This window comes from Aeromonas sp. BIGb0405, assembly GCF_024807335.1.
Classification (GTDB): Bacteria; Pseudomonadota; Gammaproteobacteria; order Enterobacterales; family Aeromonadaceae; genus Aeromonas; species Aeromonas rivuli.
The window spans coordinates 1-24,956 of record NZ_JANUEP010000005.1 but is presented as its reverse complement, the minus strand read 5'-3'; the positions used below and the strand labels follow the sequence as shown (position 1 = coordinate 24,956).

Sequence of the window (24,956 nt, the reverse complement as noted above, 5' to 3'; positions counted from 1 at the left end):
GGGTATATTGGTGGCTTCAGGTGATTTGAAAGGGACTTTTGATGGAAAACACCCAAATGCTCGACAGGATAGATTTACAACTGCTGCGGCTGCTGCAACAGGATGGCCGACTCAGCACGGTGGAACTGGCTCAACAGGTGGGCTTGTCCGCGTCACCCTGTGCCCGGCGCCTCAAGCGGCTGGAGGGCGAGGGCCATATCCAGGGCTATCGCGCCATACTGGCGCGGGAGAAACTGGGGCTGGGGATCACCGTCTTCGTCAATGTGCGGCTCAGCCAGCACAAGGAGGCGCTGGTGGAGGCGTTCGAGCAGGCGGTGTCCGCCATGGGGGAGCTCATCAGCTGCCATACCGTCTCGGGGACTTATGACTATCTGCTGGAAGTGGTGGTGCCCGACTTGCCCGCTTACGAGCAGTGGGTGCGGCGCCTGCAATCTCTGGCGATGGTCAATGACATCAATAGCCACTTCGCCATTCGTGCGGTCAAGGTGATGGGGCCGCTGCCTATCTGAGGGCCCGCTCGTTGACCTGTTCCTGATCGAGCAGGGGCTGGCCGCTGGGATGGGCGATATGGAAGCCGCGTTTTCCCCCATGCTTGACCTGATACATGGCCTTGTCCGCCCGCGCCAGGGCCGTGCTGAAGTCATCCTGAGGCCGGATCTGGGCTATCCCCATGCTCAACCCTATGCTGGCTTCGCCGTTGGCGAGGGGGACGGGGGCCGAGATGGCCTGCTGGCAAGCCTGGGCAAGCTGCAAGGTGCGGGCATCCAGGCTTGACCAGGAGAGCAGCAGTATGAACTCGTCCCCCCCGAGACGGCCGAGGATGGCCTCCTCGGGACAGATGCTCCTGAGCCGGCGGGCCAGCTCGACCAGCAACTCGTCACCGGCCCTGTGGCCCAGGCTGTCGTTAACCTGCTTGAAGTCATCCAGATCGATGAAACAGAGGGTCTGATGGGAACCGGGAAACTGGCGCTGCAAGGCGGCGCGGTTGAGCAGGTGAGTGAGGGGATCCCTGTGGGCGAGCAGGGCGAGCTGCTGCTCGTACTCCTTCTCGTGGGTGACATCCATGTGGGAACCCATGACCCGCAGGGGATTGCCTGCCTGATCCCGCTCCACGACCCGGCCCCTGTCCAGCACCCAGGTCACCTTGCCATCCTTGGCCAGCATGCGGTGCAGTGCCTGATAGAAAGGGGTCTTGCCATTGAGGTGATCGAAGAAGGCTTGCAGCACCCGCTCCCTGTCTTCCGGATGCAGGTGCGCACGCCAGACGTCGAAGTGAGCCTCCATCTCCTTGGGCTGATAGCCGAGCATGGCGCCCCAGCGACGATTGAAGATGACGAGCTTGCCGGTGGGAATATGGTTTTGCCAGATGCACAGACCGGTACCATCCATGGCGGCGTCCAGCTTCTCCCGTGCGTCATCGGCGATGCGCTTGAGCCGCTCGTTTTCCTGTTGCAGTTTCCGGTAGGCGACAAGCAGCGCCTCGTAATCCTGGGGGACCTTTCCTGTCACGTTGGGACCATTTGTCTCTGGATGCCCTGGCATATGGCACAGGCCGTGGGGGAGGGCTCAGGATGATACGGCGTCTCTTGGCCCCGGTTAGAGCGCTGACTATAGAGGGAATGGATGATTATTTCACCATAAGTCCACCGGTTGCAGGATATGATAGAAAGGCCAATTATTCGATTTATCAAATAAATGCCGCTGGAGGCCCGTGATCGGCGTACATCATATCTCCCCCTGGTTGCTCTGCCTGACCCTGCTGATGGGGCCCGTCTGGGCAATTCCTCATGATACCGAGCATGGGCTCCCTAAGGGCGAATCCCTGCTTAGCGAGCTGACTCAGCTGGAGAATGGCTTCCAGCCCCACAGGGATTTTCAGGCCAGGGTGCAGGGGCTGTCAGGGCAGATCGATGCGACCCACCCCCTCTATGGCCGCCTGGTGAGCCTGCAGTGTTGGGCCCAGCCTGCCGAGAATACCAGCGACTACAGCGCCGCCATCACCTTTGCCAGCCAGCAGTTGCAACAGGCGCGGGCACGGCAGGATAAGCTGACCGAGATAGCCCTGCTCAACTGCCGGGGCTGGCATAACCAGTTGCTGGGCGAGATGACCAATGCCCGTCGCGACTATGATGCCGCATTTAAATTGGCGGAGGCGGCGGGGGCCCAGCGGCTGATGGCGGACGCCCTGAGCTATCGCGGCAACATGCAGGCCTATCAAGGGCAGCTGGCCGCCGGTCTCAAGGATCAGCTTGTCGCCCACGACCTCTATGAGCGACTCGGGCTCGAGGCCTGGCGTTTGCACCAGCTGGGGGAGATAGCCAATACCTATCGCCGCATGGAGGTGTTTGATCGAGCCCTCGAATACTTCAAGGAGCTGGAGAATGCCTACCTGCAGCAGGGCGATGAGGAGAACCTGAATGACATTCGGGCTCAACTCGGCATTCTTTACTCGGACACGGGGCGCCACGCCGAGGCGCTGGCGCTGTTTACGGGGGCGGCCAGCTACTTCAAGGGCAAGGGGTGGAGCATGGACGAGGCCTGGGCGTTGACCGAGGTTGCCCACAGCCAGCTCAAACTGGGGCGAGTGGATGAGGCGCTGGTCCACTTGCAGCAGGCCGAGACCTTGCTCAATCGCAAGCAGGAGACGGACGCCGCCACCCTGGGCCAGTGGCGACTGGTCATGGGGCTGGCCGAGGAGGCCCACGGCCGGCTAAACCGGGCGCTCTATTTCCTGGCGGTGGCCGAACCCATCTTCATTCAGGAGCATAACAAGCGCTTCCTCGGCACTATCTACCGGGTGCAGGCACGGATCCTGGAAAAACAGGGGGAGGCCGCCGCCGCCCTGGCGTCCCTCAAACGCTACGTGGCGATCAGGGAGGCGCTGGAGCGGGATCTCGGCGCACAGCGCTCTATCCAGATGCGCTTCGAGTTCGACCTGGCGCGCAAGGAGGTGGAGAACGAGAACCTCAAGACTCACCAGGCGTTGCAGGCTCAGCTGCTGGATCAGGTCCAGGAGCGGCGCTACTGGCAGACGCTGGTGACAGTGCTGGCGCTGCTGCTGCTCGGATCCATGGTGCTCTATCAACTCAGGCGCAGTCGCAAGATGCGCAGGCTCGCCATGACGGATGAGCTGACCGGCATCCACAATAGACGTCAGATCCAGGCCAAGGCGCAGACCATGCTGCAGCAGGCGAAGAGCCTGGATCAACCCTTCTCCCTGCTGCTTATCGACATCGATCACTTCAAGCAGATCAACGATGGTTGGGGTCATCAGGCGGGGGATCGGGTATTGGTCGCGGTGGCGAACTGCATCTCTGAGGCGCTGCGCAGTCTGGACAGGGTGGGGCGCAACGGTGGCGAGGAGTTTCTGGTGTTGCTGCCCGACACCCTGCTGGCCGAGGCCGCCGAGGTGGCGGAGCGCGTGCGCCAGCAGGTGGCGGCACTCCAGGTAGCCGAATTGCCCGCCGAGTACCCGGTCCGGGTCAGTATCGGCTGCGCCCAGCTGCGCGAGGGAGAGAGCCTCAGCGAGCTGATCCATCGCGCCGACGAGGCCATGTACAGCGCCAAGCAGGGCGGTCGCAATCGAGTGTGCCGCGCCGACTGACCGTCATGGACTCCGCAGGCAGATCCGGCGCATGCCGGGCTGGGTATTTTTCACTCGCGCGGGTATAATGTGGCGCAATTTTGCTAAGACGCCGGACACTCGCACCCATGTAACGCAACGCCTTTCGCTTTTCATCAGACCCGCCCTGCTCGGGTTGGCTCGCGTTGCGCGCGTCGCAATCTCTTATTTCCCACGGTGGCTTGAGGCCGCCGCTCAATAGAAGAACGTCGAACTATGTCAGCTGAATTTCTGAGTGAAGTCTCCAAGAGACGCACTTTTGCGATCATCTCGCACCCGGATGCGGGTAAAACCACCATCACCGAGAAAGTCCTGTTGTTCGGACAGGCCATTCAGCGCGCCGGTACCGTCAAGGGCCGTGGCTCGGGCCAGCATGCCAAATCCGACTGGATGGAGATGGAGAAGCAGCGTGGCATCTCCATCACCACCTCGGTGATGCAGTTCCCCTATCGCGACTGCCTGGTCAACCTGCTCGATACCCCGGGTCACGAGGACTTCTCCGAAGATACCTACCGTACCCTTACCGCCGTGGATTGCTGCCTGATGGTGATCGATGCCGCCAAGGGCGTCGAAGACCGCACCCGCAAGTTGATGGAAGTCACCCGGCTGCGCGATACCCCCATCCTCACCTTCATGAACAAGATGGACCGCGAAGTGCGCGACCCCATGGAGGTCATGGACGAGGTGGAGCGCGAGCTCAACATCATGTGCGCCCCCATCACCTGGCCCATCAGCTGCGGTAAATCCTTCAAGGGGGTCTATCACCTCTACAAGGATGAGACCTACCTGTATCAGACCGGTCAGGGTCACACCATCCAGGAGAAGCGGGTGGTGAAGGGGTTGCACAACCCCGAGCTCGATGCCGCCATAGGCCCGGATCTGGCTGCCCAGCTGCGCGGTGAACTGGAGCTGGTGCAAGGCGCCTCTCCCGAGTTCGACCACGACGCCTTCATCGCCGGCGAGATGACCCCGGTCTTCTTCGGTACTGCGCTGGGTAACTTCGGCGTTGACCACATGCTGGACGGCCTGACCGACTGGGCGCCGTCCCCCATGCCGCGCAAGACCGAAGAGCGTGAAGTGCTGGCGACCGAGGAGAAGTTCTCCGGTTTCGTGTTCAAGATCCAGGCGAACATGGATCCCAAGCACCGCGACCGCATCGCCTTCATGCGCATAGTGTCAGGGACTTACAGCAAGGGCATGAAGATGCGCCATGTGCGCCTGGGCAAGGATGTGAACATCTCCGACGCCGTCACCTTCATGGCCGGTGACCGCGAGCAGGCCATCGAAGCCTGCGCCGGTGACATCATAGGGCTTCACAACCACGGCACCATCCAGATCGGTGACACCTTCACCCAGGGCGAGATGCTGAAGTTCACCGGCATACCGAACTTCGCCCCCGAGCTGTTCCGCCGCATTCGCCTGCGCGATCCGCTTAAGCAGAAACAGCTGCTCAAGGGGCTGGTACAGCTCTCCGAAGAGGGGGCGGTGCAGGTGTTCCGTCCGCTGATCAGCAACGATCTCATCGTCGGCGCGGTCGGTGTGCTGCAGTTTGACGTGGTGGTCTCGCGTCTGAAGAGCGAATACAACGTCGAGGCCCTGTACGAGGCGGTCAACGTCGCCACCGCCCGCTGGGTGGAAGGCACTGACGTCAAGAAGTTCGAAGACTTCAAGCGCAAGAACGAGGTCAACCTGGCCCTGGATGGTGGTGACAACCTCACCTATATCGCACCGACCATGGTCAACCTGCGTCTGTCTCAGGAGCGTCACCCGGACGTCTTGTTCCGCCAGACCCGCGAGCACTGATCCCGCGCAACCCTGGGTTGCTGATAAGAGAGACCCCGCCCACTGGCGGGGTCTTTTTTTGTCTGTGCAGCAGGGTGATAGGGGGCAGGGAATGATGCCCGGGCATGGCTATCGACAGGGGGAGCAAAGCGCCCTATAAAGGACCTTGTTCCATCATCAGGGAGTGACAGATGTGCGCAGAACTGCCCGTAGAGGCACAATTTCAAGCCTACAATGCTCGGGATCTCACCGCCTTTCTCGCCTGCTTTGCCGAGGAGTTCAAGGGGTACCGGATGCCGACAGAGGCTCCCTCCACCGTTGGCAAGGGGGCGCTGGGGGCTTTCTATGCCGAGCATCGCTTCAACAATCCGGCCCTGCGGGCCGAGCTGCTGTCGAGGACTGTGATGGGCAACAAGGTATGTGATCATGAAAGGATCCATGGCCTCTCCCCCGAGCCGCTTGAGAGCCTGGCCGTGTTCGAGGTAGAAGCCGGCCTCATCAAGACCGCCTGGTTTTATTTCCCGTCCTGATGCGTCTGTGATGGCACGGCGAGCGGGTCTCCTGCTGGTAAAGCTGATATAAGAGAAGGCCCTCGCGGGTCCTCTTTTTTTGCCCGCGTTCGAATCACCATAAGGAGATCGTCATGCTTGGACGCATTACCAACCTGTTCCCACTCTGGGCCTTGCTGTTTTCCCTGCTGGCTTATTGGCAGCCAGCGTTGTTCGTTGACCTCAAGACGCAGATAGTGCCGTTGCTCACCATCATCATGCTGGCCATGGGGCTGACCCTCAGCCCCAAGAATTTTATCGATGTCGTAAACAACAAGAGAGCCATCGGGCTGGGACTGGTGTTGCAGTTCAGCGTCATGCCGCTGGCGGCGCTGTTGATCAGCCTCTTGCTCGGTTTCGATGCCGAACTGACCGTGGGCATGGTGCTGGTGGGCAGTGTCGCAGGCGGCACCTCATCCAATGTGATGTGCTATCTCGCCAAGGGGGACGTGGCGCTCTCCATCACCATGACGGCGCTCTCCACCTTGCTAGGGGTCATCATCACCCCGCTGCTGGTACAGTTGCTGGCGGGCAAGAGCGTCGATGTCCCCGTGCTGGATATGCTGCTGAGCCTGGTCAAGATAGTGCTGGTGCCGGTCGTCATCGGGGTCGTGCTCAATAGCTGGCTGCAGGCGCTGACCGAAAAGCTTGAACCCGTGCTGCCCCTCATCTCCATGGCGGCCATCGTGCTGATCATCGCCATAGTGGTCGCTCTCAATGCCGGCCAGTTCGCCACCATAGGCCCCATAGTGGCGCTGGCGGTGATACTGCATAACGGCATCGGCATCACCGCGGGCTATTGGGTCAGCCGCCTGCTGGGCTTCGATGAGCGGATCTGCCGCACCGTCGCCTTCGAGGTGGGCCTGCAAAACTCCGGACTGGCCACCGCGCTGGCGATGAAGTTCTTCACCCCGGCGTCCGCCGTGGCGGGCACCCTGTTCTCGGTCTGGCATAACCTGTCCGGCTCCCTGCTCGCCGGGTTCTGGGCCAAACGCCCCCTGACCCCGGTCACTCGGGAAGCTGACCAGGCGGCCATCAAAGAGAGCTAAGAGAGACCCGTCATCCCTGGCGTCCCTCGGGACGCCAGGGTGATTGCTTGTCTAGTACAATCTGTGGCCGCACTGGCCTGCTGGTCTAGCCAAGGTATTTCACCATGCAGATCTCGCAGGCGTCGTGACCTGTGCTGCCGAGCGGCCCCGGCAAGTGCTCGAAACCGAGGGATTCATAGAGTGCGGTCGCCTCACGCAGGCTGGCCGTGGTCTCCAGATAACAGTGCTGGTAGCCGAGTTGCCTGGCTTCCTCCAACGCCTGCAACACCAGTCGTCGCCCCAATCCCAGCCCGCGCAAGTCGGGCAGGAAGTACATCTTCTGCAACTCGCACACCCCTTCCTCTCCCGCCAGCGGCGCTATGCCACCGCCGCCAAGAATGGTGCCGTCCGGCCCTTCAATGACCCAGTAGTGACTCGTGGCCCGGTGGTAGGTTTCGAACAGCTCGTCGAGTACGGGATCGGCCACGCCGTAACCCTTGTCGGCGGTGAGGCCATATTCGGCGGAGACGCGGCGCACCACGGCGGCGATGGCGGCGTTGTCTTTTGGAGCGATGGAGCGAATGCGATAACCCTGCTGGCGACGGGCACGGGACAGGGCGCTGCGATAGAGCCGCAACCCCTCCCAGAGCCGCTCGCTCTCCTCGGGGGCGAGCTGGGCCAGGGTATCGCTCATGGCCTCGTCCATCTGTCGGTGCAGATCGTGCAGTTGAGCTGCACCATGGGCGGTGAGGGTCGCCTGCTTGCTGCGCCCGTCCGAGGGATGGGCCTGCCACGCGATCAGCTCCCGCTCGACGAGCCGGGCAAGGGGGCGACTGGCATTGGACTTGTCAATGCGCAGCCGATCGGCCAGTTGCTGATTGGTGGCAGGGCCGCTCTCCAGCTCGATCAGCAGATGGGCTTCGAGGGGGCTGAGGGCCAGGGAGCCGCACTGTTGGGAGAGCATGCCGAGTTCACGAACCAGATCGCGCGACAGGGCGCGCAGGGGGCGGGGATCCATCTCTGTCTGTCCTTTTGGTTGTGGATGACAACCAATATAACCATCAGGTTGTTATCAACAACCTTTTTGTTGGGGCGCTCGGCTGAGCCGCCAGCAGAGGTGGAAAGGCGGGCAAAAAAAGGGCCCTGAGAGGGCCCAAACATTGGAAACCCGCGCCGGGGCGCGGATCCCATCCTTGGTCAAAAAATAGTGAGGGGACGGCATGGTCTGAACAGGGCCCTGTCCAGGCTTCATGTCGGGGTTTAGACCAACTCGGCCAGCATGGTGTCGGAGTAGGGCACCAGGGGCTCGGATTTTTTCACCCGCGCCAGATAGTCCGGATTGGCGATGAGCGGACGACCGATGGCGATAAGATCGAAGCGGTCAGCCTTGATCGCTTCGGCAGCGGTTTCTGCGCTGTAGTTGCCGACCCCGACCAGATGGCCATCGTACTGCTCGCGCAGGTAATCGGAGGCGCGGCCACCCAGGTAGTCGAAGGTGAGGCTGTCATCGAAGATGCCCAGATGCAGATAGGCCAGAGTGCGCTGATTCAGCTCGCCGAGCAGGTAATCGAAGACGGCGCGATCCCGGGCATCGCCCTCCATGTGGGCATAGGCACCGGGGGAGAGGCGCAGGCCAACCCGATCGCCGCCGATGCGGGCATTGACTGCATCCACGACCTCCAGGGCGAAGCGGCTCATATTCTCCGGGGTCTGACCATATTGGTCATCGCGCAGATTGCTGGCATGGTGCAGGAACTGATCGATGAGGTAGCCGTTGGCGCCGTGGATCTCGACCCCGTCGAAACCGGCTGCCATGGCGTTGGCAGCGGCCTGGGCGTACTGCTCGGTCAGCTCGACAATCTCATCCACGGTCAGGGCGCGCGGCACCGGATAGCTCAGTTCGCGCATGCGCGGCAGGGTGCCTTCCAGACCGATGGCGGACGGGGCAACCGGCTGCTGGCCGTGGAAGAAGGAGTGGGAGACCCGGCCCACGTGCCACAGCTGGGCGAAGATCTTGCCGCCCTTGGCGTGTACGGCATCGGTCACCTTCTTCCAGCCTTCGATCTGCTCAGGGCTGTAGAGGCCGGGGGTGTCCGGATAGCCCTGACCGTCCGGGCGAATGATGGTCGCTTCGGAGATGATGAGGCCGATGTCGGCGCGGCGGCCATAATAGGCAGCCATCTGTTCGGTTGGCACCAGGCCGGGACCAGCCATGCAGCGGGTCAGCGGCGCCATCATGAAACGGTTGGCCAGGGTCAGGCTGGCATTGAGGCGATAAGGCTGAAACAGAGTATCCATGGCGATGTGTCCTGGGGAAGATGATTCTTGAACGTGCATTCAAGATGTTTTTTGCTTTGTGTGCAAGTCTTTTTTGAATGTGCATTCAAGATAAGTTGGCCCGACCCTGCCCCTGGGGTAGACTTGCCGCCATATCAACCCCTAGCCACAGGATCCCCGATGCGCAGCGCCGAGTTCAACCGCGAAACCGTCTTGCAAAATGCCATGGAAGCATTTCGATCCAAGGGGTATGCCAAGACCACCATGCAGGATCTGGTGGCGGCGACCGGTCTGCACCCTGGCAGTCTCTACGCGGCCTTTGGCAACAAGCGCGGCCTGTTGCTGGCGGCGGTGGATCACTACATCGAGAGCAAGCGGGCCTGTCGTCGAGCCCGGTTTGCACAGGGTGAGCCACTGGCGGCCATCGAGGGTTTTTTGCGGCAGGTGGTGAGCGATACTCTGGATGGTTGCTGCCTGATCACCCGCACCCTGGTGGAGCTTGCCGAACAGGATGAGGAGCTGCGTCTGCGCCTCAAGGCGAACTATGGCGAGTTGGAGGAGGACTTGGCGGTCGTGCTCGAACAAGCCAGAGGGAAGGGGCAGCTTGGCGCTGAGGTCGCCACCCCCACCCTGACCGCTTTCCTGCTGGTCAGCATCCAGGGTCTGGTCACCGTCGGTCAGTGTCGTCCCGAGCCCGAGCTGCTCGGCGATGTGGTCAGCCAGATCATGGCCTCCCTGCGCGCCTGACAAGGGAGAGGGAAACAACAGTGGCTCCCGCGGGAGCCACTGTTGTTTCTGAGAATGACCCCCTCATCCCCAGCCCTTCTCCCCCCTCGGGAGAAGGGCTGGGGATGAGGGGGGGAATCTAGTCACGGCAATGACAATCTGATAAACGCCAGCACCCCATCCATCCGCCCCAGGACCTCGTTATTCCACACCCTGATCACCCGAAACCCTTCGCCATTGAGATAGGCCGTTCTGGCCTCATCCTGTTGTTGACCCTCCGGCTGATTATGCTGCGAGCCATCGACCTCGATCACCAGCCGCTGTTCCAGGCAGATGAAGTCCACTATGTAGGGCCCGACAGGGAACTGGCGGCGGAACTTGAGCCCCTCAAACCGGCGATTGCGAAGCTGGAACCAGAGCCTCTGTTCGGCCAGGGTCGCTTCGGTACGTAGGTGTTTGGCGAAAGGATGGGTCTTCATCACGAACCTGCGGTGCTGTTTGAACCTATATAGGTATAGCCATCCGCCAGTCTGCTCACCCGCTGGTCATAGCAGCCCTCACCCTGGCCCTCTCCCAGAGGGAGAGGGAACCGATCGGGGAATCCTTGAAAGTGAAGATCACAAAGGGCCTCATAGTGCCAAAACATTGAAGCCTTGGCATTTTGGGTCTTTGTCGCTTTGTCGCTTTGTCGCTTTGTCGCTTTGGCGTGTCTGCTGTCCCGATTCTTTCTATTTAACGCCGATCTGCTCCCTTCTCCCCTCGCGGGAGAAGGGCTGGGGATGAGGGGGATCAGTCAGGACTCACCAGCTCCTTCATCAACGCCTTCAACCAGATCAAGGCCGGTTGCTGGGCGTGCCGCTGAGAGCGTGCCAGACGCAGCGGGCTTACACCGGGCTCACCAGTTCCTTCATCAAGTCTTTCAACCAGATCAAGGCCGGTTGCTGGGCATGCCGCTGAGAGCGTGCCAGACGCAGCGGGCTTACACCGGGCTCACCAGTTCCTTCATCAGGTCCTTCAACCAGATCAAGGCCGGTTGTTGCGCATGCACCGGGTGCCAGACGCAGTTGAGGTGGTAATCCGGCACGTCCGCCGGCAGGGGCAGGCTTTTCAGCGGCCAGTGGTTGGCGAGCAGCTCGGCCACCATGCTCGGCAGCACCAAGAGGTGATCGCTCTGGCTGACGATGGCGGCGGCGGACATATAGCTCTGGCTGTTGACCGAGATGGTGCGGCTAAAGCCCAGGGTTTTCAGGAATCGGTCCAGACTTGCCTCCGAGGTGCCGAGCGGCGAGTGGAACACGTGGGGCATATCAATCAGCTGCGCGAGGGTGATGCGCTCCTCCTCCAGCTCCAGGGTGGCGCGCACCAGCCCGGCCAGGGGCTCGGTGAGCCAGGTCTCCTTGCCCAGATAGCCCGGCACCTGCATGTACTCGTCAAACCCCAGCACCAGATCGATCTCGCCGCTCGCCAGCTCCGCCTCCGGCAGGGTGTCGCGCAGTATGCGGATCTCTATGGTGACCCCGGGCGCGAGCTTTTTGAGGCGCTGGATGAGGGGCGGGATCAGCACGCACTCCACGTAATCCGTGGTGCAGAGCACGAAGCGGCGCTTCGACTGGCGCGGCTCGAACAGCTCCTCTTCCCAGAGCTGCTGCTCCAGCAGCCGCAGCACCTGCTGCACCCCCAGATGCAGCCGCTGGGCCCGGGGCGTCGGCAGCATCCCCTGAGGCGTGCGCACCAGCAGCGGATCGTCAAAGAAGGCCCGCAGGCGATTGAGGGCGTGGCTCATGGCGGGCTGGCTGATAAAGAGCGACTCGGCGGCGCGGGTCACGCTGCCTTGCGTCATCAGGGCGTCAAGGGCGAGCAGCAGATTGAGGTCGAGCTGGTGCAGTTTCATGGAGGGATTATTCGCCGTGTTTATGGGACAATCCATCCTATTCATTTGATGGATGGGCACGCAACTTCTTACACTGCGACCCACTCTTATTTTTCCAGGGTTCCCAGGTCAAGGTGGGGGCCTCAATCCATGCAAGGAGCCTTGCGATGAGCATCAAGACCATCAACTCCATTCCGGCCGCCGACGGCTTCACCATGCCCGCCGAGTGGGCGCACCAGCAGGCCGTCTGGATGATCTGGCCGTTCCGCCCGGACAACTGGCGGGAGGCCGGTCGCTTCGCGCAGGCCACCTTCGCCAAGGTGGCGGATGCCATAGGTCAGGCCACCCCGGTCTTTATGGGGGTCCCCGCCCAGTTCATGGAGCAGGCCCGCGCCATCATGCCCGCCCACGTCACCCTGGTGGAGATGAACAGCGATGACTGCTGGGCCCGCGACAGCGGCCCGACCGTGGTCACCAACCGCGCAGGCGAGTGCCGTGGCGTGGATTGGGGCTTCAACGCCTGGGGCGGCCTCAAGGGCGGCCTCTACGCGCCTTGGAATCAGGATGAGGAAGTGGCAGCCCGGATGCTGGAGCAGCACGGCATGGATCGCTATGACGCGCCGCTCATTCTGGAAGGGGGCTCCATCCACGTGGACGGCGAAGGCACCTGCATGACCACGGCCGAGTGCCTGCTCAACGAGAACCGCAACCCGCACCTGAGCAAGGATCAGATCGAAGCGTTGCTTCGCGACTATCTGGGGGTGAAGAGCTTTATCTGGCTGGACGAAGGCGTCTATATGGATGAAACCGACGGCCACATCGACAACATCTGCTGCTTCGTGCGCCCGGGTGAAGTGGCCCTGCACTGGACCGACGACCAGACAGATCCGCAATACGAGCGCTCCCTGGCTGCCCTCAAGGTTCTGGAAGCGGCGGTCGACGCCAAGGGTCGCAAGCTGAAAGTGTGGAAGCTGCCCCAGCCGGGCCCGCTCTACTGCACCGAAGAGGAGTCCGCCGGTGTCGAGAGCGGCAGCGGTGTGCCGCGCGAGGCCGAAGGTCGTCTGGCCGGTTCCTATGTGAACTTCCTCATCACCAACGGCAGCATCGTCTACCCGCTGCTGGATGCCGCCACCGACGGCGAGGCCCAGCGCATTCTGGAAGAGATCTTCCCCGAGCATAAAGTGGTCGGCGTGCCCGCCCGGGAAATCCTGCTGGGGGGTGGCAATATTCACTGTATTACTCAGCAGATCCCATCTGGTCAGTAATCTGGCCGAAGAGTGTAGAAATTCAAAACCCCACGCCGTGGGGTTTTATCTCTTGATAATGTGATGGTCGCAGGTGCCGATGCGGCGATCATCATGACAAACAGTCACCCTTTTACAGGAGATCAACATGATCCCCAAAATGGTAGATGTCACCGAGGTTTCCATTGCCGAGCTGCGTGCCGCGCTCGAATCGGGCCGCACCAGCGCGGTCGAACTGGTCAAGGCCTATCTGGCCCGGATCGCCGCCTATGATGGCCCCGAGACACAAACCCGCCTCAATGCCGTCGTGGTGCCCAATCCCGATGCCCTGAAAGAGGCGAAAGCCTCCGATGCCCGCCGCGCCCGTGGCGAAACCCTGGGGCCGCTCGACGGCATCCCCTACACCGCCAAGGACAGCTATCTGGTCAAGGGGTTGACCGCCGCCTCCGGCAGCCCTGCCTTCAAGGATCTGGTGGCCCAGCGCGATGCCTTTACCGTGGAGCGCCTGCGCGCCGCCGGTGCCATCTGCCTGGGCAAGACCAATATGCCGCCCATGGCCAATGGCGGCATGCAGCGCGGCGTCTACGGCCGTGCCGAGAGCCCCTACAACGCCGACTACCTGACCGCGCCCTTTGCCTCCGGCTCCTCCAACGGTGCCGGCACCGCCACCGCCGCCAGCTTCGCCGCCTTCGGTCTCGCCGAAGAGACCTGGTCGAGCGGCCGTGGCCCTGCCTCCAACAACGGCCTCTGTGCCTACACACCATCACGTGGCGTCATCTCGGTGCGTGGCAACTGGCCCCTGACCCCGACCATGGACGTCGTCGTGCCCTACGCCCGCACCATGGCAGACCTTTTGGAAGTGCTGGATGTGGTGGTCGCCGACGATGCCGATACCCGTGGGGATCTCTGGCGCATGCAGCCCTGGGTCAAGATCCCCAAGGCCTCGGAAGTGCGTCCGGCTTCCTACCTGGAGCTGGCTGCCAAGCCCGATGCCCTCAAGGGCAAGCGCCTCGGGGTGCCGCGCATGTTTATCAACAAGGATGAGCTGGCCGGCACCAGCGACAACCCCGGCATCGGCGGCCCGACCGGCCAGCGCATCCATACCCGCGAATCCGTGATTGCCCTCTGGGAAGAGGCCCGTCAGGCGCTGGAAGCCGCTGGCGCCATCGTTGTTGAAGTGGACTTTCCGCTGGTCTCCAACTGTGAAGGGGACAGGCCCGGCGCACCGACCGTGTTCAATCGCGGCATCGTCTCGCCAGAGTTCCTCAATGACGAGCTGTGGGAGCTGTCCGGCTGGGCCTTCGACGACTTCCTGCGTGCCAACGGCGATCCCAAGCTGAGCAAATTGGCCGACGTGGATGGCCCCAAGATCTTCCCCCACGATCCGGGCACATTGCCGAACCGCGAGGGGGATCTGGCGGCGGGCATGGACGAGTACGTCAAGATGGCCAAGCGCGGCCTGAAATCCTGGGACGAGATAGCCTCTGTGCCGGACGGCCTGCGCGGCCTGGAGCAGACCCGCAAGCTGGACTTGGAAGAGTGGATGGACAGGCTCAAGCTCGATGCCGTGTTGTTCCCGACCGTCGCCGACGTCGGCCCCGCCGATGCGGACGTGAATCCGGCCTCCGCCGATATCGCCTGGAGCAACGGCATCTGGGTCGCCAACGGCAACCTCGCCATTCGCCATCTCGGCGTGCCGACCGTCACCGTTCCCATGGGCATCATGGCCGATATCGGTATGCCGGTGGGGCTGACCTTCGCCGGTCGCGCTTATGACGACAACAACCTGCTGCGCGTCGCCTCGGCCTTCGAGTCCACCGGCAGCAAGCGCCGGGTGCCGCCGCGTACGCCGCCGTTGGGGTAGATTGTTGTAGCGCCCTGTCCGCGAGGTATCAGGGGCAAAGCGAGAGGGAGGCGTGATGTCTCTTGCCAGTCAGGCTTAACTGACTGGCAATACGCTTTTGGGCGCTATTTTTTCTTGTGCGTTCTTACGCGAAGAATGGGCAAATATTTACAGATGCACCTGAGCCCACATAACATAACGCAGAGTATCGCAGGATAAGCCACATTGGGGACTTCGTGCTTTAAGGATCATATAACTGATTCGTCAGACGGGAATTGATCAAGTAACGTGGTCAGTTCGTCTACATGCTGCTGATGACTTGCTGGGCTCAGCTCCATATTCGTAAGGATGCAAGGTTGCGACATTGCCATTCGTCGTTCCCCCGTTTCATCCCACACTTCTATTCGACCATTGCAGTACATGCACCAGAGAAACTCCCTGAGTGCTAGCTCTTCCCGAACTGAAGCACGGCTGCTTCTATCTTGGCGGCAGCGCACATCCCGTAATGGATCAAACAGTAAGCGTTCGTTGGCGAAATCGAGCGTAATTCGAACCAAGAAGTTCTGGCTCCCACTTTCGAGATCAATAACTAGGCCCCCTTCGATTAACCCGCCCCCGGAGATTTTCATTTTCCCCAACGGAGAGCATTTACCTTGCTTACGGGCGAGGACGAAATAGAGATCCGGACATTTGTAATTTTCATCTGGTGCCATCTCTCCGCGGCGAAGTGTTTCTAGTTCGATTTTGTTGAAAAGCTCCCTGAAACCTGCGAGCTCATAGAGATGGTCTCTCCAGTAAGTGTCTGGCTGAGGAACCTCAAGGCGCTCTTCCATGGCAATTTCAGCCAAATGGCGCATGAGAGGAAGGTCCTGAATGATGCGCTGATGGTCTGCTGGGTCGTCAGGGTCAACAATGTCATCCCGTTCGGCGTGAGCGATCGCATGGCGACCTTGGTTGGCTACATAGGTCGAAATATCCTCGCCTGATTGAATCAGCTCATCCCTTCGTTCGATGGCTGCCCTGTCGGTTAGTTGAGGTAGTTTTGCCGTGATCCAAGGCCCTCTCTCCTTCCCATTAGGCAGTGACCGACTGAAGGCCTTATAGAACCCAAGAAATGAGTAAAAGGGGTTATCGATGGACATGCCTTCTCGGTAATAAGCCAGGGCTTTGCGCGCTTCATTACTGCTTGGAGCGCATAGGTTGTCAGCCGAAAAATAGTTCGAAATAGTATTATTCCGTGACATACCTAACCGGAAAGGTGAGCTCCCGCCTCCCCACATGACAAGTTCTACTTTTTGACCTTCACGCCATGCTATGGCGGTTGCGAGCCGCATGATTACCGCTTTGCACTGGTGGTCGGTCAGGCCTAAGCCATCGGTATGAAGCGCTATAGCGGGCAGAATTTCCCCGTGCTCGCCACGTTCAGCAGGTTGCAGCAAGAACTGTATGCCCTCGAAGGATAGCGTTTGTGATCGCTTGGGCCAAAAGACCCTCGTTTCCACTCCTGCTGTTATCCAATGCCCACGTCGCTGTTGCAGCTTCTCCGCTTCTTCGAAAGGGTCTTGTGTCGCCAGCATATGATTAGCCTCAAGATGATTTTGTGCAGATAGATATTCGCCAGTCCTACAAGACTGCTTTCCAGCGAGGTAATGAGCCAAAGATGATGAAAGTAAGGGATTTTTAATATGCTCTGATCTGTTGGATGTTCAATATTATTTTGCCAACTGCAATTTCAGCCGCGATTTCCCCAGACTTCACCTTGGCTTCACACAACCTCATTTTTTCCTCACAAATCCCCCCTATCTTCTGCCCACTGATAAAAGGGCCCGCTTGCCACAGGGGTGGCGAGGGGCCGGTGAGAGGGGAGCAAGACGATGAAATCGTGGATCAAATACGGGTTGGCCGGGGCCTTGATACTGGTAGCTAGCTTCTGGGGCGGTAGCGTGCGGGCGGCGGAAGTGCAGCTCACCCAAGATTGCGCCGCCGTTTTGGGGCAGATAAACACAGGGAGTTGCACCTGTTCCCTAGCGGATCCTGGCTGTTTTCCTCGACGCTTTTTATTCGGGTAGCCGGGGCTTGAGTGAAATGCCCATGACCTTATGATCTGGCTCACTTTCAATATCAACCTCAGACCAACCCAAGGATTGATACAGTGCCGGGACATTCGTATAGGCATAGAGATAGTCTTGTGACGATGCCAATGCCTGTGACACACCGGCATTGATGAGTCGGCTGGCAAGGCCTTTACCCCGGTATTCTGCACTGACAAACACGGCATTGATCCAGATGACTTCACCGCTGCGATGGGGCTCCTTGAAGCGAGAGTAAGCCAACCCTCCCATCACCACCTCATTCATGACGGCAACCAGCACCGGCGGCAGGTTCGCACTGTCGGTGTAGGTATCGCAAAACAGAAAGTCTGGCCACGCCGATTGGAACAGCTGTTCCAGCCGCGCCAAATAGGGCGAGTCTTGTTCGCAATGGATCAGTGCCATTTCATGTGGGGGTGTCATATCTCTCCAAGGCGCATAGTGTCTGGTTAAGGGGGCTCAACGTTTACCCTTGCCACCCGCGAGCGCCTGCTTTCTGGCCTTCTGCTTCTGGGCGGCCTTGCCGCTGCGACGGGGCTCTGGGTCGAAGCGGGTGAGATCGGGCTCAAAACCCGGGAACCACTGCTGGGGCAAGCGGGTGTCGAGCACGGCTTCGACTTTCTCCAAGAGCGGCGCATCCTCCGGGCTGAACAAGGTGATGGCGAGCCCCTTGTTGCCGGCGCGGCCGGTGCGCCCGATGCGGTGCACGTAATCCTCCGGCTGATGGGGAAACTCCAGGTTGATCACATAGTTGAGATCGCTGATATCCAGCCCGCGGGCGGCCACATCGGTGGCGACCAGGGCCTGCAGGCTGCCGGCCTTGAACTCCTGCAACACCTTCTCCCGCGCCCCCTGGGAGAGATCCCCATGGAAGGCGAGGGCGTTGATGCCGGCCTTGCCGAGCCGCTGGGCCAGCTGGTCCGCCCCTTGGCGGGTGCGGCTGAAGATCAGCGCCGGCGCCCAGCCCTTCACCTTGAGCAGGTGCTCCACCAGTGCCAGCTTGCGATCGCCGTCCACCGCATAGATCCGCTGCTCCACCTCCGCCGCCGTGGTGTTGCGCGGCGCCACCTCGATCAACTCGGGGTCGCGCAGCAGCACACGGCTCAGGGCAAACAGGTTGTCATCGCAGGTGGCGGAGAACAGCAGGGTCTGGCGATCGGCGGGGATCTGCTTTAGCAGCGCCTTGATCTCGTCCATAAAGCCCATGTCGAGCATCCTGTCCGCCTCGTCGAACACCAGATGACCGAGCCGGGACAGGCTCAGGGCCCCCTGGCGCAGATGATCGAGCAGCCTGCCCGGGGTGGCGATCAGCAGATCCACCCCGTTCTTTAGCGCCTCCACCTGGGCCGCAATGCTGACACCGCCGTAGACCAGGGCGCTGGTGAGACCTGTGCTCTGGCCATAGCGCAGCACGCTCTCGTGCACCTGCACCGCCAGCTCGCGGGTCGGCACCAGCACCAGGGCGCGGATGGGACGGGAGGAGCCAGCTTGCGGCTGCTGCATCAGCTGCTCCAGCAGCGGCAGCACGAAGGCGGCGGTCTTGCCGGTGCCGGTCTGGGCCCCCGCCATCAGATCTCGCCCCGCCAGAATGACGGGAATGGCGCTGGCCTGAATGGGGGTCGGCGAGACATAACCGAGCTCGCGCAAGGTCTGCTGCAGGCGGGGGGAGAGGGCCAGTTCGGCAAAGGAGGCAATGGACATAGGGCACCAGTGTGGGGTTATCGCGGCCAGGGCCGTGACGGGAACAGTGATCGTGGCCGGGATGGTAGCAGAAGCGGTGCCCCTGGCAGAAGACGGTTGAAGGGATGCCCGGTTGATCGCTCCGTGCTTCTCCTGATAGCGAGGGGGCGGGCTGCTCCCGTTCGCAGCCCTGGATTGTCATGGTCGCTGCAGGTTTGAGGCGAAAACAGGGCCTGTCATCACGGCTGAGCCGCGAGCAGGCTCACCTCGATAAAGCCGAGGTGGTGCATGAACTCGCGCAAGATAAGCAAGGTGGCGGCAAACTCCCTTCCGGCAGGCAAGTCTCTGGCTGCCAGGGGATCCCTCTCTGCCATGGCGGCGAGCTGAGCAAAACTCTGCTCGATGCGGGCCAGGGGCAGCGTGACGGGGCCAAAAAGTGGGGTGAGGGGGCTTGGACCGAGCCGCAAGGCCGAGCAGGGGGCCAGGTCGGTGGCCAGCGGCATGACGATATCCTCCACCCAGGCGATGGCCTGCTCCAGTTCGAGGGGGCTGGGCGGCTCGCGGTGAAACTGGCCCAGGGTCTGGCCGGGCACCAGGGCTCGATATCCCATGGCAAGGCGCAGGGGTTCCTGCCGTCCCTGCACCAGCCAGCTCTCGTGTTCGCCTATGGTCAGCAGGCAGAGATCTCCTTCCCCTGCACCAGCCTGCTCTTTCTGTGACTCATCCATGTTGCACTCTCCCTGATGGTGGGGCTTATCAATCCACCCCTATTGAGGCACAAGTTGTGAAGGCTGCCTAGGGGGCGGTGGCGCTGGCCGGACAAGATTGGCGCTCTTTGTCATCATTGTTTAATAAAACGTCGCCATCCTTTGGCCGGACGCAGTGAGTGGACAATGACGTAAGAGCAGATAACAAGGAAAGAGCAGATGAGCCGTTTTGACGAGATTGATAGCGCCAACCACCCCCGTGAACAAGAGCCCGAATTCAGTCGATTGATCGAGGCGGGGCTGAGCCGCAGGGGCTTTATCAAGGGCGTTGGCACCGCCAGCATGGTGGCTTTCTTTGCCGCCAGTCCCGTTGCCCGCGCCGTGGCGGCCGCGACCCAACCCTTGCTCGGCTTCCAGGCCGTGCCCGCCTCGGTGGCAGATACCGTGGTGGTGCCGCCCGGCTACAAGGCCGAGGTGCTGATCGCCTGGGGAGATGCGCTGTTCGCCGATGCGCCCGCCTTTAGCCAGGACAATGATGCCAAGGCCCAGGCCCGTCAGTTTGGTGACAACAATGACGGCATGAGTTTCTTCCTGCTTGGCCGGGATCGCGCCCTGCTGGTGGTCAACAACGAATACACCAACTACGAATACCTGTTCAGGGATGGCGGCAAGCAGCTCAGTGCTGCCGGTGTGGCCAAGGCCCAGGCGGCCCATGGCGTCTCCCTGGTCGAGCTGGTTCAGACCGACGGCAAGTGGCAAGTCAATCCCAAGGGCGCGCTCAATCGTCGTATCACCGCCAATACCCCCATGACCCTGAGCGGCCCGGCGGCGGGTCATGCCCTGCTCAAGACCCAGGCCGATCCCGAAGGGCGCACCGCCCTCGGCACCTTCAACAACTGCTCAAACGGCCAGACTCCATGGGGCACCTACCTCACCTGCGAGGAGAACTTCAACGGCTACTTCGGCAGTGAGGGCAAGCCAGATCTGGACAAACGGGCCGCCCGCTATGGATTGGCCGCCGAGGATGCGGGCTTTGGCTGGCACAAGTTTGACGAGCGCTTCGATCTCGCCAAACATCCCCAGGAGCCGAACCGCTTTGGCTGGGTGGTGGAGATAGACCCCAAGGATCCCGCCTCGACCCCGAAGAAGCGCACGGCCCTGGGCCGCTTCAAGCATGAAAATGCCGCCTTCACCATCAACCAGGATGGCCGCGCCGTGGTCTATCTGGGCGATGACGAGCGGGGCGAGCACATCTATCGTTTCATCTCCAAGAACAAGGTGGCGCCGGGCAATGATGCGGCGAACCGGGACTTGCTCGACGAAGGCACCCTCTATGTGGCGCGCTTCGATGCCAAGGAAGGGGAGCTCAAGGGCACGGGTCAGTGGCTGCCCCTGGAGCACGGTCTGCATGGTTTGACCAAGGAGAACGGCTTCGCCGATCAGGGGGAGGTGCTCATCTTCGCCCGGGAGGCGGCGACCCGGCTCGGTGCCACTACCATGGACAGACCCGAGTGGGTGGCGGTGCATCCCCATCGTGCCGAGGCCTATTGCACCCTGACCAATAACAAGAACAGGGGCCTCAAGGATAATCAGCCGCTGGATGGTGCCAACCCCCGTGCCGAGAACCCCTATGGTCAGATCATTCGCTGGCGTCCGGCCGGTGGCGATCACAGTAGCGAGCACTTCGAGTGGGATCTCTTCCTGCTGGCGGGCAACCCCCAGGTAAACAAAGAGGGACTGATGGCGGGCAGCGCCAATATCAATCCAGACAACATGTTCAACAGCCCGGACGGGATCGGTTTTGATGAGGCGGGACGGCTCTGGATCCAGACCGATGGCGACTACTCCAACGAGCAGAAGTTCGCGGGCATGGGCAACAACCAGATGTTGTGCGCGGATCCGGCGAGCGGTGAGGTACGCCGCTTCCTGACCGGCCCCATCGCCTGCGAGATAACCGGTCTCACCTTCAGCCCGGACTGGCGCACCCTGTTTGTCGGGGTGCAGCATCCGGGTGAAGAGCTGGCCCCTTCCCACTTCCCGGATGGCGGCAAGCATATCCCTCGCTCAGCCGTGCTGCGCATCACCCGCGACGATGGCGGCATCATAGGGGCCTGAGTCGGCATGCTTATATAAGCAGAGACATCGTCAGAAATGAGAAAGCCGCCCTCGGGCGGCTTTTGTCATGAAGGGGGCGGCGTCAGAATTCGTTGGAGAGCGCCTTGTAACCTTTGACCAGATCGATATTGGTGTGGGCCACGTCTTCGGAGAATTCGGTGGCGTCCACGGTGACGCGCGGGATCTCGGCCAGATCGCTCTGCTGGTTGATGCGGGTGGTGGAGGGGACATAGAAGCCGGGGGGCAGATCGCAACCATCGACCACCGAGTTGTGGCGCACCACACAGCCCTCGCCGATGTGGCAGTTAAAGAGCACCGTATTGAAACCGATGAACACCTTGTTGCCCACCACGCAGGGGCCATGGACGATGGATCTGTGGGCGATGGAGCTGAACTCGCCGATGGTGACGGCGGCGCCGGACTTGGAGTGGATCACCACCCCATCCTGAATATTGGAGTTGGCGCCAATGACGATGGGCTCCATCTCGCCGTGTTCATCAACCTCGTCGGCGCGGATCACCGCGTAGGGCCCGACGAAGACATTCTCCTTGATGATCACCTTGCCGCAAATGATGGCGGTTTTGTCGATATAGGCCGATTCGTCGATGACCGGCAGGTGGCCGGAGGGATTTTTGCGGATCATGTCGTATCCTGTTTTGGCTATGGGAAGTTGAGGGGCGCGGCGCCAGCACGGCGCGCACATGTCCCCGAGCTTACCCCCGCGGCCGCGGGTGCGGAACCCCTTACTGGTCTGACCCTGTCGGGACAAGCGGCTTCAAATGGCTGTCAATCTGGGCGGTTTGTGGGATTATCGCGCTATCCATGCCCAGTCCGCCTCATCGCCATGGCCGGACAGTGACGGCTAGTGTTGAGGCGATAAGGAAGATGCCATGACAAGAACAGTGGGCCTGCTCGCCCTCATCACCTTGCTCGCCTTGCCCGCCTCCGTGCAGGCCAAGGGCCGCAGCGGTGATTTTGACTACTATGCCCTGACCCTCTCCTGGTCACCGGAGCACTGCGCCGCCAAGCCCTCGGATCGGGAGCAGTGCAGCCGCAAACTTGGCTTCGTGCTGCACGGTCTCTGGCCGCAGTATCTGAAGGGCTATCCCTCCGATTGCAGCACTGAAAGCCTCGCAGGGGATGTGGAGCGCGACTTCCCCGGCCTCTACCCCAGCCGTTTCCTCTATCGCCATGAGTGGCAAAAGCACGGCACCTGCTCCGGGCTGAGCCAGCCGGCATTTCACCAGCTAGCCGAGGATCTGCGCAACAAGGTGCAGATCCCCGCCGATTACCAATCCCCAGCGCAACCGCTGCGCAAGAGTAACTTCGAGCTCAAGGCGGACTTGGCCAGTGCCAATGAGTGGCTGGCCCCGGATACCATCACCCTTGCCTGCGCCGATGGTGGCCGCTTCCTGCGGGAGATCTATATCTGCGTCAACAAGGCGGGTACCGAGTCCATGACCTGCCCGGATGAGATGGTGAGGCGAGAACGCCGCTCCTGTGCCCAGCCAGATTTTCTGCTGCGCAATGTCCGCTAGTCCCGCCGGGTCAGTGAGCGAACCAGCGGTGGGGAGCCTGTGGCGGCCTGGCCCGATCAGGCGCCCTGTATAAAGAGAAGAGAGAGGAGAGTCAGCATGGGATTTGATACCAGAGACAGAGCGTTACTGCTTGCCATCAAGGGGGTGGGGCCGACAGTGGTGTCACGCCTGGAACAGCTGGGCTTCTGTTCCTTCGAGCAACTGGCCCAGGCCAGCAGTCAGGAGATAGTCCAGTTGGTGGCCAGCATGCTGGGATCCAGCTGCTGGCAAAACAGCCCTCAGGCCAGAGGAGCAATAGAAGGTGCCATCGCGTTGGCCAGGCAGGAGGTTGGCATTCGGGAGGCTCATCGGATATGAACAGAGGCACCGTCGTGATGGCATCCGGAGTCATGAAAGGGATTGAGGCGAGATCATGATGCTGACTGAACTGCTGGGTATCCGCGTTCCGCTTATCCAGGCTCCCATGGCCGGGGTGCAAGGCAGCGCCTTGGCCATTGCCGTCATCAAGGCGGGCGGCTTGGGTTCATTGCCTGCCGCCATGCTGGATGAAACCGGGCTGCGTGATGAGTTGACCAGGATCCGTGCCGCTACGACCTCTCCTTATAACGTCAACTTCTTCTGTCATCAGCCGTTGCCAGCCAATGCCCAGCAGCAAGCGCGTTGGCGTCAGGCGCTTGCGCCCTACTATCAGGAGCTGGGCTTGGCAGCGGATGTGGTGACCCGGAGTGCCAGCCGCTCCCCCTTCGGCGTGGCTCAAGCCGAGATCCTGGCCGAATTTGCCCCGCCTGTGGTGAGCTTTCACTTTGGCCTGCCTGATGAAAGGCTGATGGCGCGCGTCAAGGAACAGGGGAGCCGGATCTTGGCGAGTGCAACGACGGTGGCCGAGGCGCGCTGGCTCGAGGCCAGGGGAGTGGACGCCATCATCGCTCAGGGGCTGGAGGCGGGTGGCCATCGCGGTCACTTCCTCTCGGAAGATCTCAGCTTGCAGCAGGGCACCTTCAGCCTGTTGCCACAGATAGTCGAGGCGGTCTCTTTACCGGTGATTGCGGCCGGGGGCATTGCCGATGCCAAGGGGATCCGCGCCGCCATGGCATTGGGTGCAAGTGGCGTGCAACTGGGGACGGCCTTCCTCTGTTGCCATGAGGCAACCACATCGCCCCTGCATCGAATGGCCTTGCGCTCGGATGGCGGCTCCCATACGGCCCTGACCCGTTTGTTCAGCGGGCGTCCGGCGAGGGGAATCGTCAATCGGCTGATGAGGGAGCTGGGACCGCTCAGTGAACTGGCGCCACCCTTTCCTCATGCCAGCTCCGCGCTGGCACCCTTGCGCGCCGCAGCGGAGCAACTGGAGCGGGGGGATTTCTCACCGCTCTGGGCGGGCCAGAATATGACGGGCTGTTATGAGATGGCTGCCGCCGACTTGGTCCAGCAGTTGTCAGCTGCCTTCAGGGACTAAGCCATCGCATCTTTCAGCCATCAAGTCCGGACGATACCGGCGCCAGGATAGATGAAAGGAGGGGGGGAAATAGGCCGAAAGTGCCTCTTCTGTGGATAAGTTTGTATAAAAGCTGTGGTTGGTTATGAATAACTCATAAAGTGCCGATTTTTACAGTTTTATTGCAGTTGGCCCCTTGCCAGCGCGATCAATCTCTCTATAATGCGCCACATCGACAGGGCAAGCGGCAACGCAAACAAGCCGGTCGGTGCCTCGGAAAAGCCTTACCAAATAAGGCTTGACTCGAGAAGGCGGTTGAGTAGAATGCCACTCCCGCAGCGACGAAACGTTGCAACGCTCTTTAACAATTTGAATCAAGCAATCTGTGTGGGCACTCACAGCATCGAGCATCAAAATTAATTTTTGATTTTCAATGTCTGGTGAAGTGACC

At 61.1% G+C, this 24,956-nt stretch carries 23 protein-coding genes; 12 read left to right on the top strand and 11 right to left on the bottom strand.

Annotated elements, in window-relative coordinates:
• The first annotated feature begins 41 nt into the window (after positions 1-41).
• Positions 42-509: an Lrp/AsnC family transcriptional regulator gene (locus M2366_RS13065; RefSeq protein WP_224431274.1), complete on the top strand. Its 468-nt coding sequence runs from the start codon at positions 42-44 to the stop codon at positions 507-509.
• Here M2366_RS13065 and M2366_RS13060 read toward each other — a convergent pair.
• On the bottom strand, positions 502-1,509 hold the full coding sequence (locus M2366_RS13060; protein ID WP_224431273.1) for a sensor domain-containing diguanylate cyclase: 1,008 nt from the start codon (positions 1,507-1,509) through the stop codon (positions 502-504). The genes M2366_RS13065 and M2366_RS13060 overlap by 8 nt on opposite strands.
• 202 nt (positions 1,510-1,711) lie before the next feature.
• Here M2366_RS13060 and M2366_RS13055 point away from each other — a divergent pair, with 202 nt between their 5' ends.
• The 4 genes from M2366_RS13055 to M2366_RS13040 all read left to right on the top strand — a co-directional run bounded on the left by M2366_RS13055 (position 1,712) and on the right by M2366_RS13040 (position 7,001).
• Positions 1,712-3,604 carry a GGDEF domain-containing protein gene (locus M2366_RS13055; protein WP_259269914.1) on the top strand — a complete coding sequence of 631 codons (1,893 nt, stop codon included), beginning with the start codon at positions 1,712-1,714 and terminating at the stop codon, positions 3,602-3,604.
• Between the two features lie 234 nt (positions 3,605-3,838).
• Positions 3,839-5,425 (top strand): peptide chain release factor 3, encoded by a 1,587-nt coding sequence (gene prfC / locus M2366_RS13050; RefSeq protein ID WP_259269913.1) that lies wholly within the window; start codon positions 3,839-3,841, stop codon positions 5,423-5,425.
• Between the two features lie 170 nt (positions 5,426-5,595).
• Entirely contained in the window at positions 5,596-5,934 is a 339-nt protein-coding gene (locus M2366_RS13045; RefSeq protein WP_259269912.1) for a nuclear transport factor 2 family protein, read from the top strand.
• Between the two features lie 113 nt (positions 5,935-6,047).
• Positions 6,048-7,001: a bile acid:sodium symporter family protein gene (locus tag M2366_RS13040; protein ID WP_259269911.1), complete on the top strand. Its 954-nt coding sequence runs from the start codon at positions 6,048-6,050 to the stop codon at positions 6,999-7,001.
• Between the two features lie 85 nt (positions 7,002-7,086).
• On the opposite strand, the gene M2366_RS13035 is transcribed toward M2366_RS13040, so the two are convergent.
• Positions 7,087-7,998, bottom strand: coding sequence for a bifunctional helix-turn-helix transcriptional regulator/GNAT family N-acetyltransferase (locus M2366_RS13035; protein ID WP_259269910.1), 912 nt, complete (start codon positions 7,996-7,998; stop codon positions 7,087-7,089).
• A gap of 242 nt (positions 7,999-8,240) precedes the next feature.
• Positions 8,241-9,278: an alkene reductase gene (locus M2366_RS13030; RefSeq protein WP_259269909.1), complete on the bottom strand. Its 1,038-nt coding sequence runs from the start codon at positions 9,276-9,278 to the stop codon at positions 8,241-8,243.
• 159 nt (positions 9,279-9,437) lie between these two features.
• On the opposite strand from M2366_RS13030, the gene M2366_RS13025 reads away from it, so the two are divergent.
• A complete protein-coding gene (locus M2366_RS13025) occupies positions 9,438-10,004 on the top strand; it encodes a TetR/AcrR family transcriptional regulator (protein WP_042040478.1) in 567 nt (188 codons plus the stop codon).
• A gap of 122 nt (positions 10,005-10,126) precedes the next feature.
• Here M2366_RS13025 and M2366_RS13020 read toward each other — a convergent pair whose 3' ends face one another.
• Complete coding sequence (locus M2366_RS13020) at positions 10,127-10,462, bottom strand: endonuclease domain-containing protein (RefSeq protein WP_259269908.1); 336 nt, start codon at positions 10,460-10,462, stop codon at positions 10,127-10,129.
• Between the two features lie 500 nt (positions 10,463-10,962).
• Positions 10,963-11,874 (bottom strand): LysR family transcriptional regulator, encoded by a 912-nt coding sequence (locus M2366_RS13015; protein WP_259269907.1) that lies wholly within the window; start codon positions 11,872-11,874, stop codon positions 10,963-10,965.
• Positions 11,875-12,020: 146 nt separating this feature from the next.
• Here M2366_RS13015 and aguA point away from each other — a divergent pair, with 146 nt between their 5' ends.
• Both aguA and M2366_RS13005 read left to right on the top strand, forming a co-directional pair.
• Positions 12,021-13,118 carry an agmatine deiminase gene (gene aguA / locus M2366_RS13010; RefSeq protein WP_259269906.1) on the top strand — a complete coding sequence of 366 codons (1,098 nt, stop codon included), beginning with the start codon at positions 12,021-12,023 and terminating at the stop codon, positions 13,116-13,118.
• Positions 13,119-13,257: 139 nt separating this feature from the next.
• Positions 13,258-14,961, top strand: a complete 1,704-nt coding sequence (locus M2366_RS13005; RefSeq protein WP_259270043.1) for an amidase — start codon at positions 13,258-13,260, stop codon at positions 14,959-14,961.
• Positions 14,962-15,188: 227 nt separating this feature from the next.
• Here the strand turns inward: M2366_RS13005 and mauJ are convergent, their stop codons facing one another.
• The 4 genes from mauJ to M2366_RS12985 all read right to left on the bottom strand — a co-directional run bounded on the left by mauJ (position 15,189) and on the right by M2366_RS12985 (position 19,438).
• A complete protein-coding gene (mauJ, locus tag M2366_RS13000) occupies positions 15,189-16,517 on the bottom strand; it encodes a methylamine utilization protein MauJ (RefSeq protein ID WP_259237049.1) in 1,329 nt (442 codons plus the stop codon).
• Positions 16,518-16,997: 480 nt separating this feature from the next.
• Positions 16,998-17,453, bottom strand: coding sequence for a GNAT family N-acetyltransferase (locus M2366_RS12995; RefSeq protein ID WP_259237050.1), 456 nt, complete (start codon positions 17,451-17,453; stop codon positions 16,998-17,000).
• A gap of 36 nt (positions 17,454-17,489) precedes the next feature.
• Positions 17,490-18,731, bottom strand: coding sequence for a DEAD/DEAH box helicase (locus M2366_RS12990; RefSeq protein ID WP_259269905.1), 1,242 nt, complete (start codon positions 18,729-18,731; stop codon positions 17,490-17,492).
• Positions 18,732-18,949: 218 nt separating this feature from the next.
• The gene (locus tag M2366_RS12985) at positions 18,950-19,438 is read right to left on the bottom strand and encodes a hypothetical protein (RefSeq protein ID WP_259269904.1); all 489 of its coding nucleotides are present in this window, start codon (positions 19,436-19,438) and stop codon (positions 18,950-18,952) included.
• 198 nt (positions 19,439-19,636) lie between these two features.
• On the opposite strand from M2366_RS12985, the gene M2366_RS12980 reads away from it, so the two are divergent.
• A complete protein-coding gene (locus tag M2366_RS12980; protein ID WP_259269903.1) occupies positions 19,637-21,532 on the top strand; it encodes a PhoX family phosphatase in 1,896 nt (631 codons plus the stop codon).
• A gap of 82 nt (positions 21,533-21,614) precedes the next feature.
• Here the strand turns inward: M2366_RS12980 and M2366_RS12975 are convergent, their stop codons facing one another.
• Positions 21,615-22,175 (bottom strand): carbonate dehydratase, encoded by a 561-nt coding sequence (locus tag M2366_RS12975; protein WP_042039636.1) that lies wholly within the window; start codon positions 22,173-22,175, stop codon positions 21,615-21,617.
• A 247-nt stretch (positions 22,176-22,422) separates the two neighbouring features.
• On the opposite strand from M2366_RS12975, the gene M2366_RS12970 reads away from it, so the two are divergent.
• From M2366_RS12970 to M2366_RS12960, 3 genes are all read left to right on the top strand, one after another.
• Positions 22,423-23,070 (top strand): ribonuclease T2 family protein, encoded by a 648-nt coding sequence (locus tag M2366_RS12970; protein ID WP_259269902.1) that lies wholly within the window; start codon positions 22,423-22,425, stop codon positions 23,068-23,070.
• A 96-nt stretch (positions 23,071-23,166) separates the two neighbouring features.
• Entirely contained in the window at positions 23,167-23,427 is a 261-nt protein-coding gene (locus M2366_RS12965) for a helix-hairpin-helix domain-containing protein (RefSeq protein ID WP_259237055.1), read from the top strand.
• A 55-nt stretch (positions 23,428-23,482) separates the two neighbouring features.
• Positions 23,483-24,526: a nitronate monooxygenase family protein gene (locus tag M2366_RS12960; RefSeq protein ID WP_259269901.1), complete on the top strand. Its 1,044-nt coding sequence runs from the start codon at positions 23,483-23,485 to the stop codon at positions 24,524-24,526.
• Positions 24,527-24,676: 150 nt separating this feature from the next.
• Here M2366_RS12960 and M2366_RS12955 read toward each other — a convergent pair.
• Positions 24,677-24,956 (bottom strand): hypothetical protein (locus tag M2366_RS12955; RefSeq protein WP_259269900.1); only part of this gene is annotated, 280 nt, incomplete at its 5' end.

Bases quoted from the DNA above. Each gene is read 5' to 3' on its own strand.
- M2366_RS13025 (WP_042040478.1), top strand. From the start codon at position 9,438: ATGCGCAGCGCCGAGTTCAACCGCGAAACCGTCTTGCAAAATGCCATG.
- M2366_RS12995 (WP_259237050.1), bottom strand. From the start codon at position 17,453: ATGACACCCCCACATGAAATGGCACTGATCCATTGCGAACAAGACTCG.
- M2366_RS13035 (WP_259269910.1), bottom strand. From the start codon at position 7,998: ATGGATCCCCGCCCCCTGCGCGCCCTGTCGCGCGATCTGGTTCGTGAA.
- M2366_RS12960 (WP_259269901.1), top strand. From the start codon at position 23,483: ATGATGCTGACTGAACTGCTGGGTATCCGCGTTCCGCTTATCCAGGCT.
- M2366_RS13045 (WP_259269912.1), top strand. From the start codon at position 5,596: ATGTGCGCAGAACTGCCCGTAGAGGCACAATTTCAAGCCTACAATGCT.
- M2366_RS12970 (WP_259269902.1), top strand. From the start codon at position 22,423: ATGACAAGAACAGTGGGCCTGCTCGCCCTCATCACCTTGCTCGCCTTG.
- aguA (WP_259269906.1), top strand. From the start codon at position 12,021: ATGAGCATCAAGACCATCAACTCCATTCCGGCCGCCGACGGCTTCACC.
- M2366_RS12985 (WP_259269904.1), bottom strand. From the start codon at position 19,438: ATGGATGAGTCACAGAAAGAGCAGGCTGGTGCAGGGGAAGGAGATCTC.
- M2366_RS12965 (WP_259237055.1), top strand. From the start codon at position 23,167: ATGGGATTTGATACCAGAGACAGAGCGTTACTGCTTGCCATCAAGGGG.
- M2366_RS12980 (WP_259269903.1), top strand. From the start codon at position 19,637: ATGAGCCGTTTTGACGAGATTGATAGCGCCAACCACCCCCGTGAACAA.
- M2366_RS13065 (WP_224431274.1), top strand. From the start codon at position 42: ATGGAAAACACCCAAATGCTCGACAGGATAGATTTACAACTGCTGCGG.
- mauJ (WP_259237049.1), bottom strand. From the start codon at position 16,517: ATGCTGGCGACACAAGACCCTTTCGAAGAAGCGGAGAAGCTGCAACAG.
- M2366_RS13030 (WP_259269909.1), bottom strand. From the start codon at position 9,278: ATGGATACTCTGTTTCAGCCTTATCGCCTCAATGCCAGCCTGACCCTG.
- prfC (WP_259269913.1), top strand. From the start codon at position 3,839: ATGTCAGCTGAATTTCTGAGTGAAGTCTCCAAGAGACGCACTTTTGCG.
- M2366_RS13015 (WP_259269907.1), bottom strand. From the start codon at position 11,874: ATGAAACTGCACCAGCTCGACCTCAATCTGCTGCTCGCCCTTGACGCC.
- M2366_RS13005 (WP_259270043.1), top strand. From the start codon at position 13,258: ATGGTAGATGTCACCGAGGTTTCCATTGCCGAGCTGCGTGCCGCGCTC.
- M2366_RS12975 (WP_042039636.1), bottom strand. From the start codon at position 22,175: ATGATCCGCAAAAATCCCTCCGGCCACCTGCCGGTCATCGACGAATCG.
- M2366_RS13040 (WP_259269911.1), top strand. From the start codon at position 6,048: ATGCTTGGACGCATTACCAACCTGTTCCCACTCTGGGCCTTGCTGTTT.
- M2366_RS13020 (WP_259269908.1), bottom strand. From the start codon at position 10,462: ATGAAGACCCATCCTTTCGCCAAACACCTACGTACCGAAGCGACCCTG.
- M2366_RS12990 (WP_259269905.1), bottom strand. From the start codon at position 18,731: ATGTCCATTGCCTCCTTTGCCGAACTGGCCCTCTCCCCCCGCCTGCAG.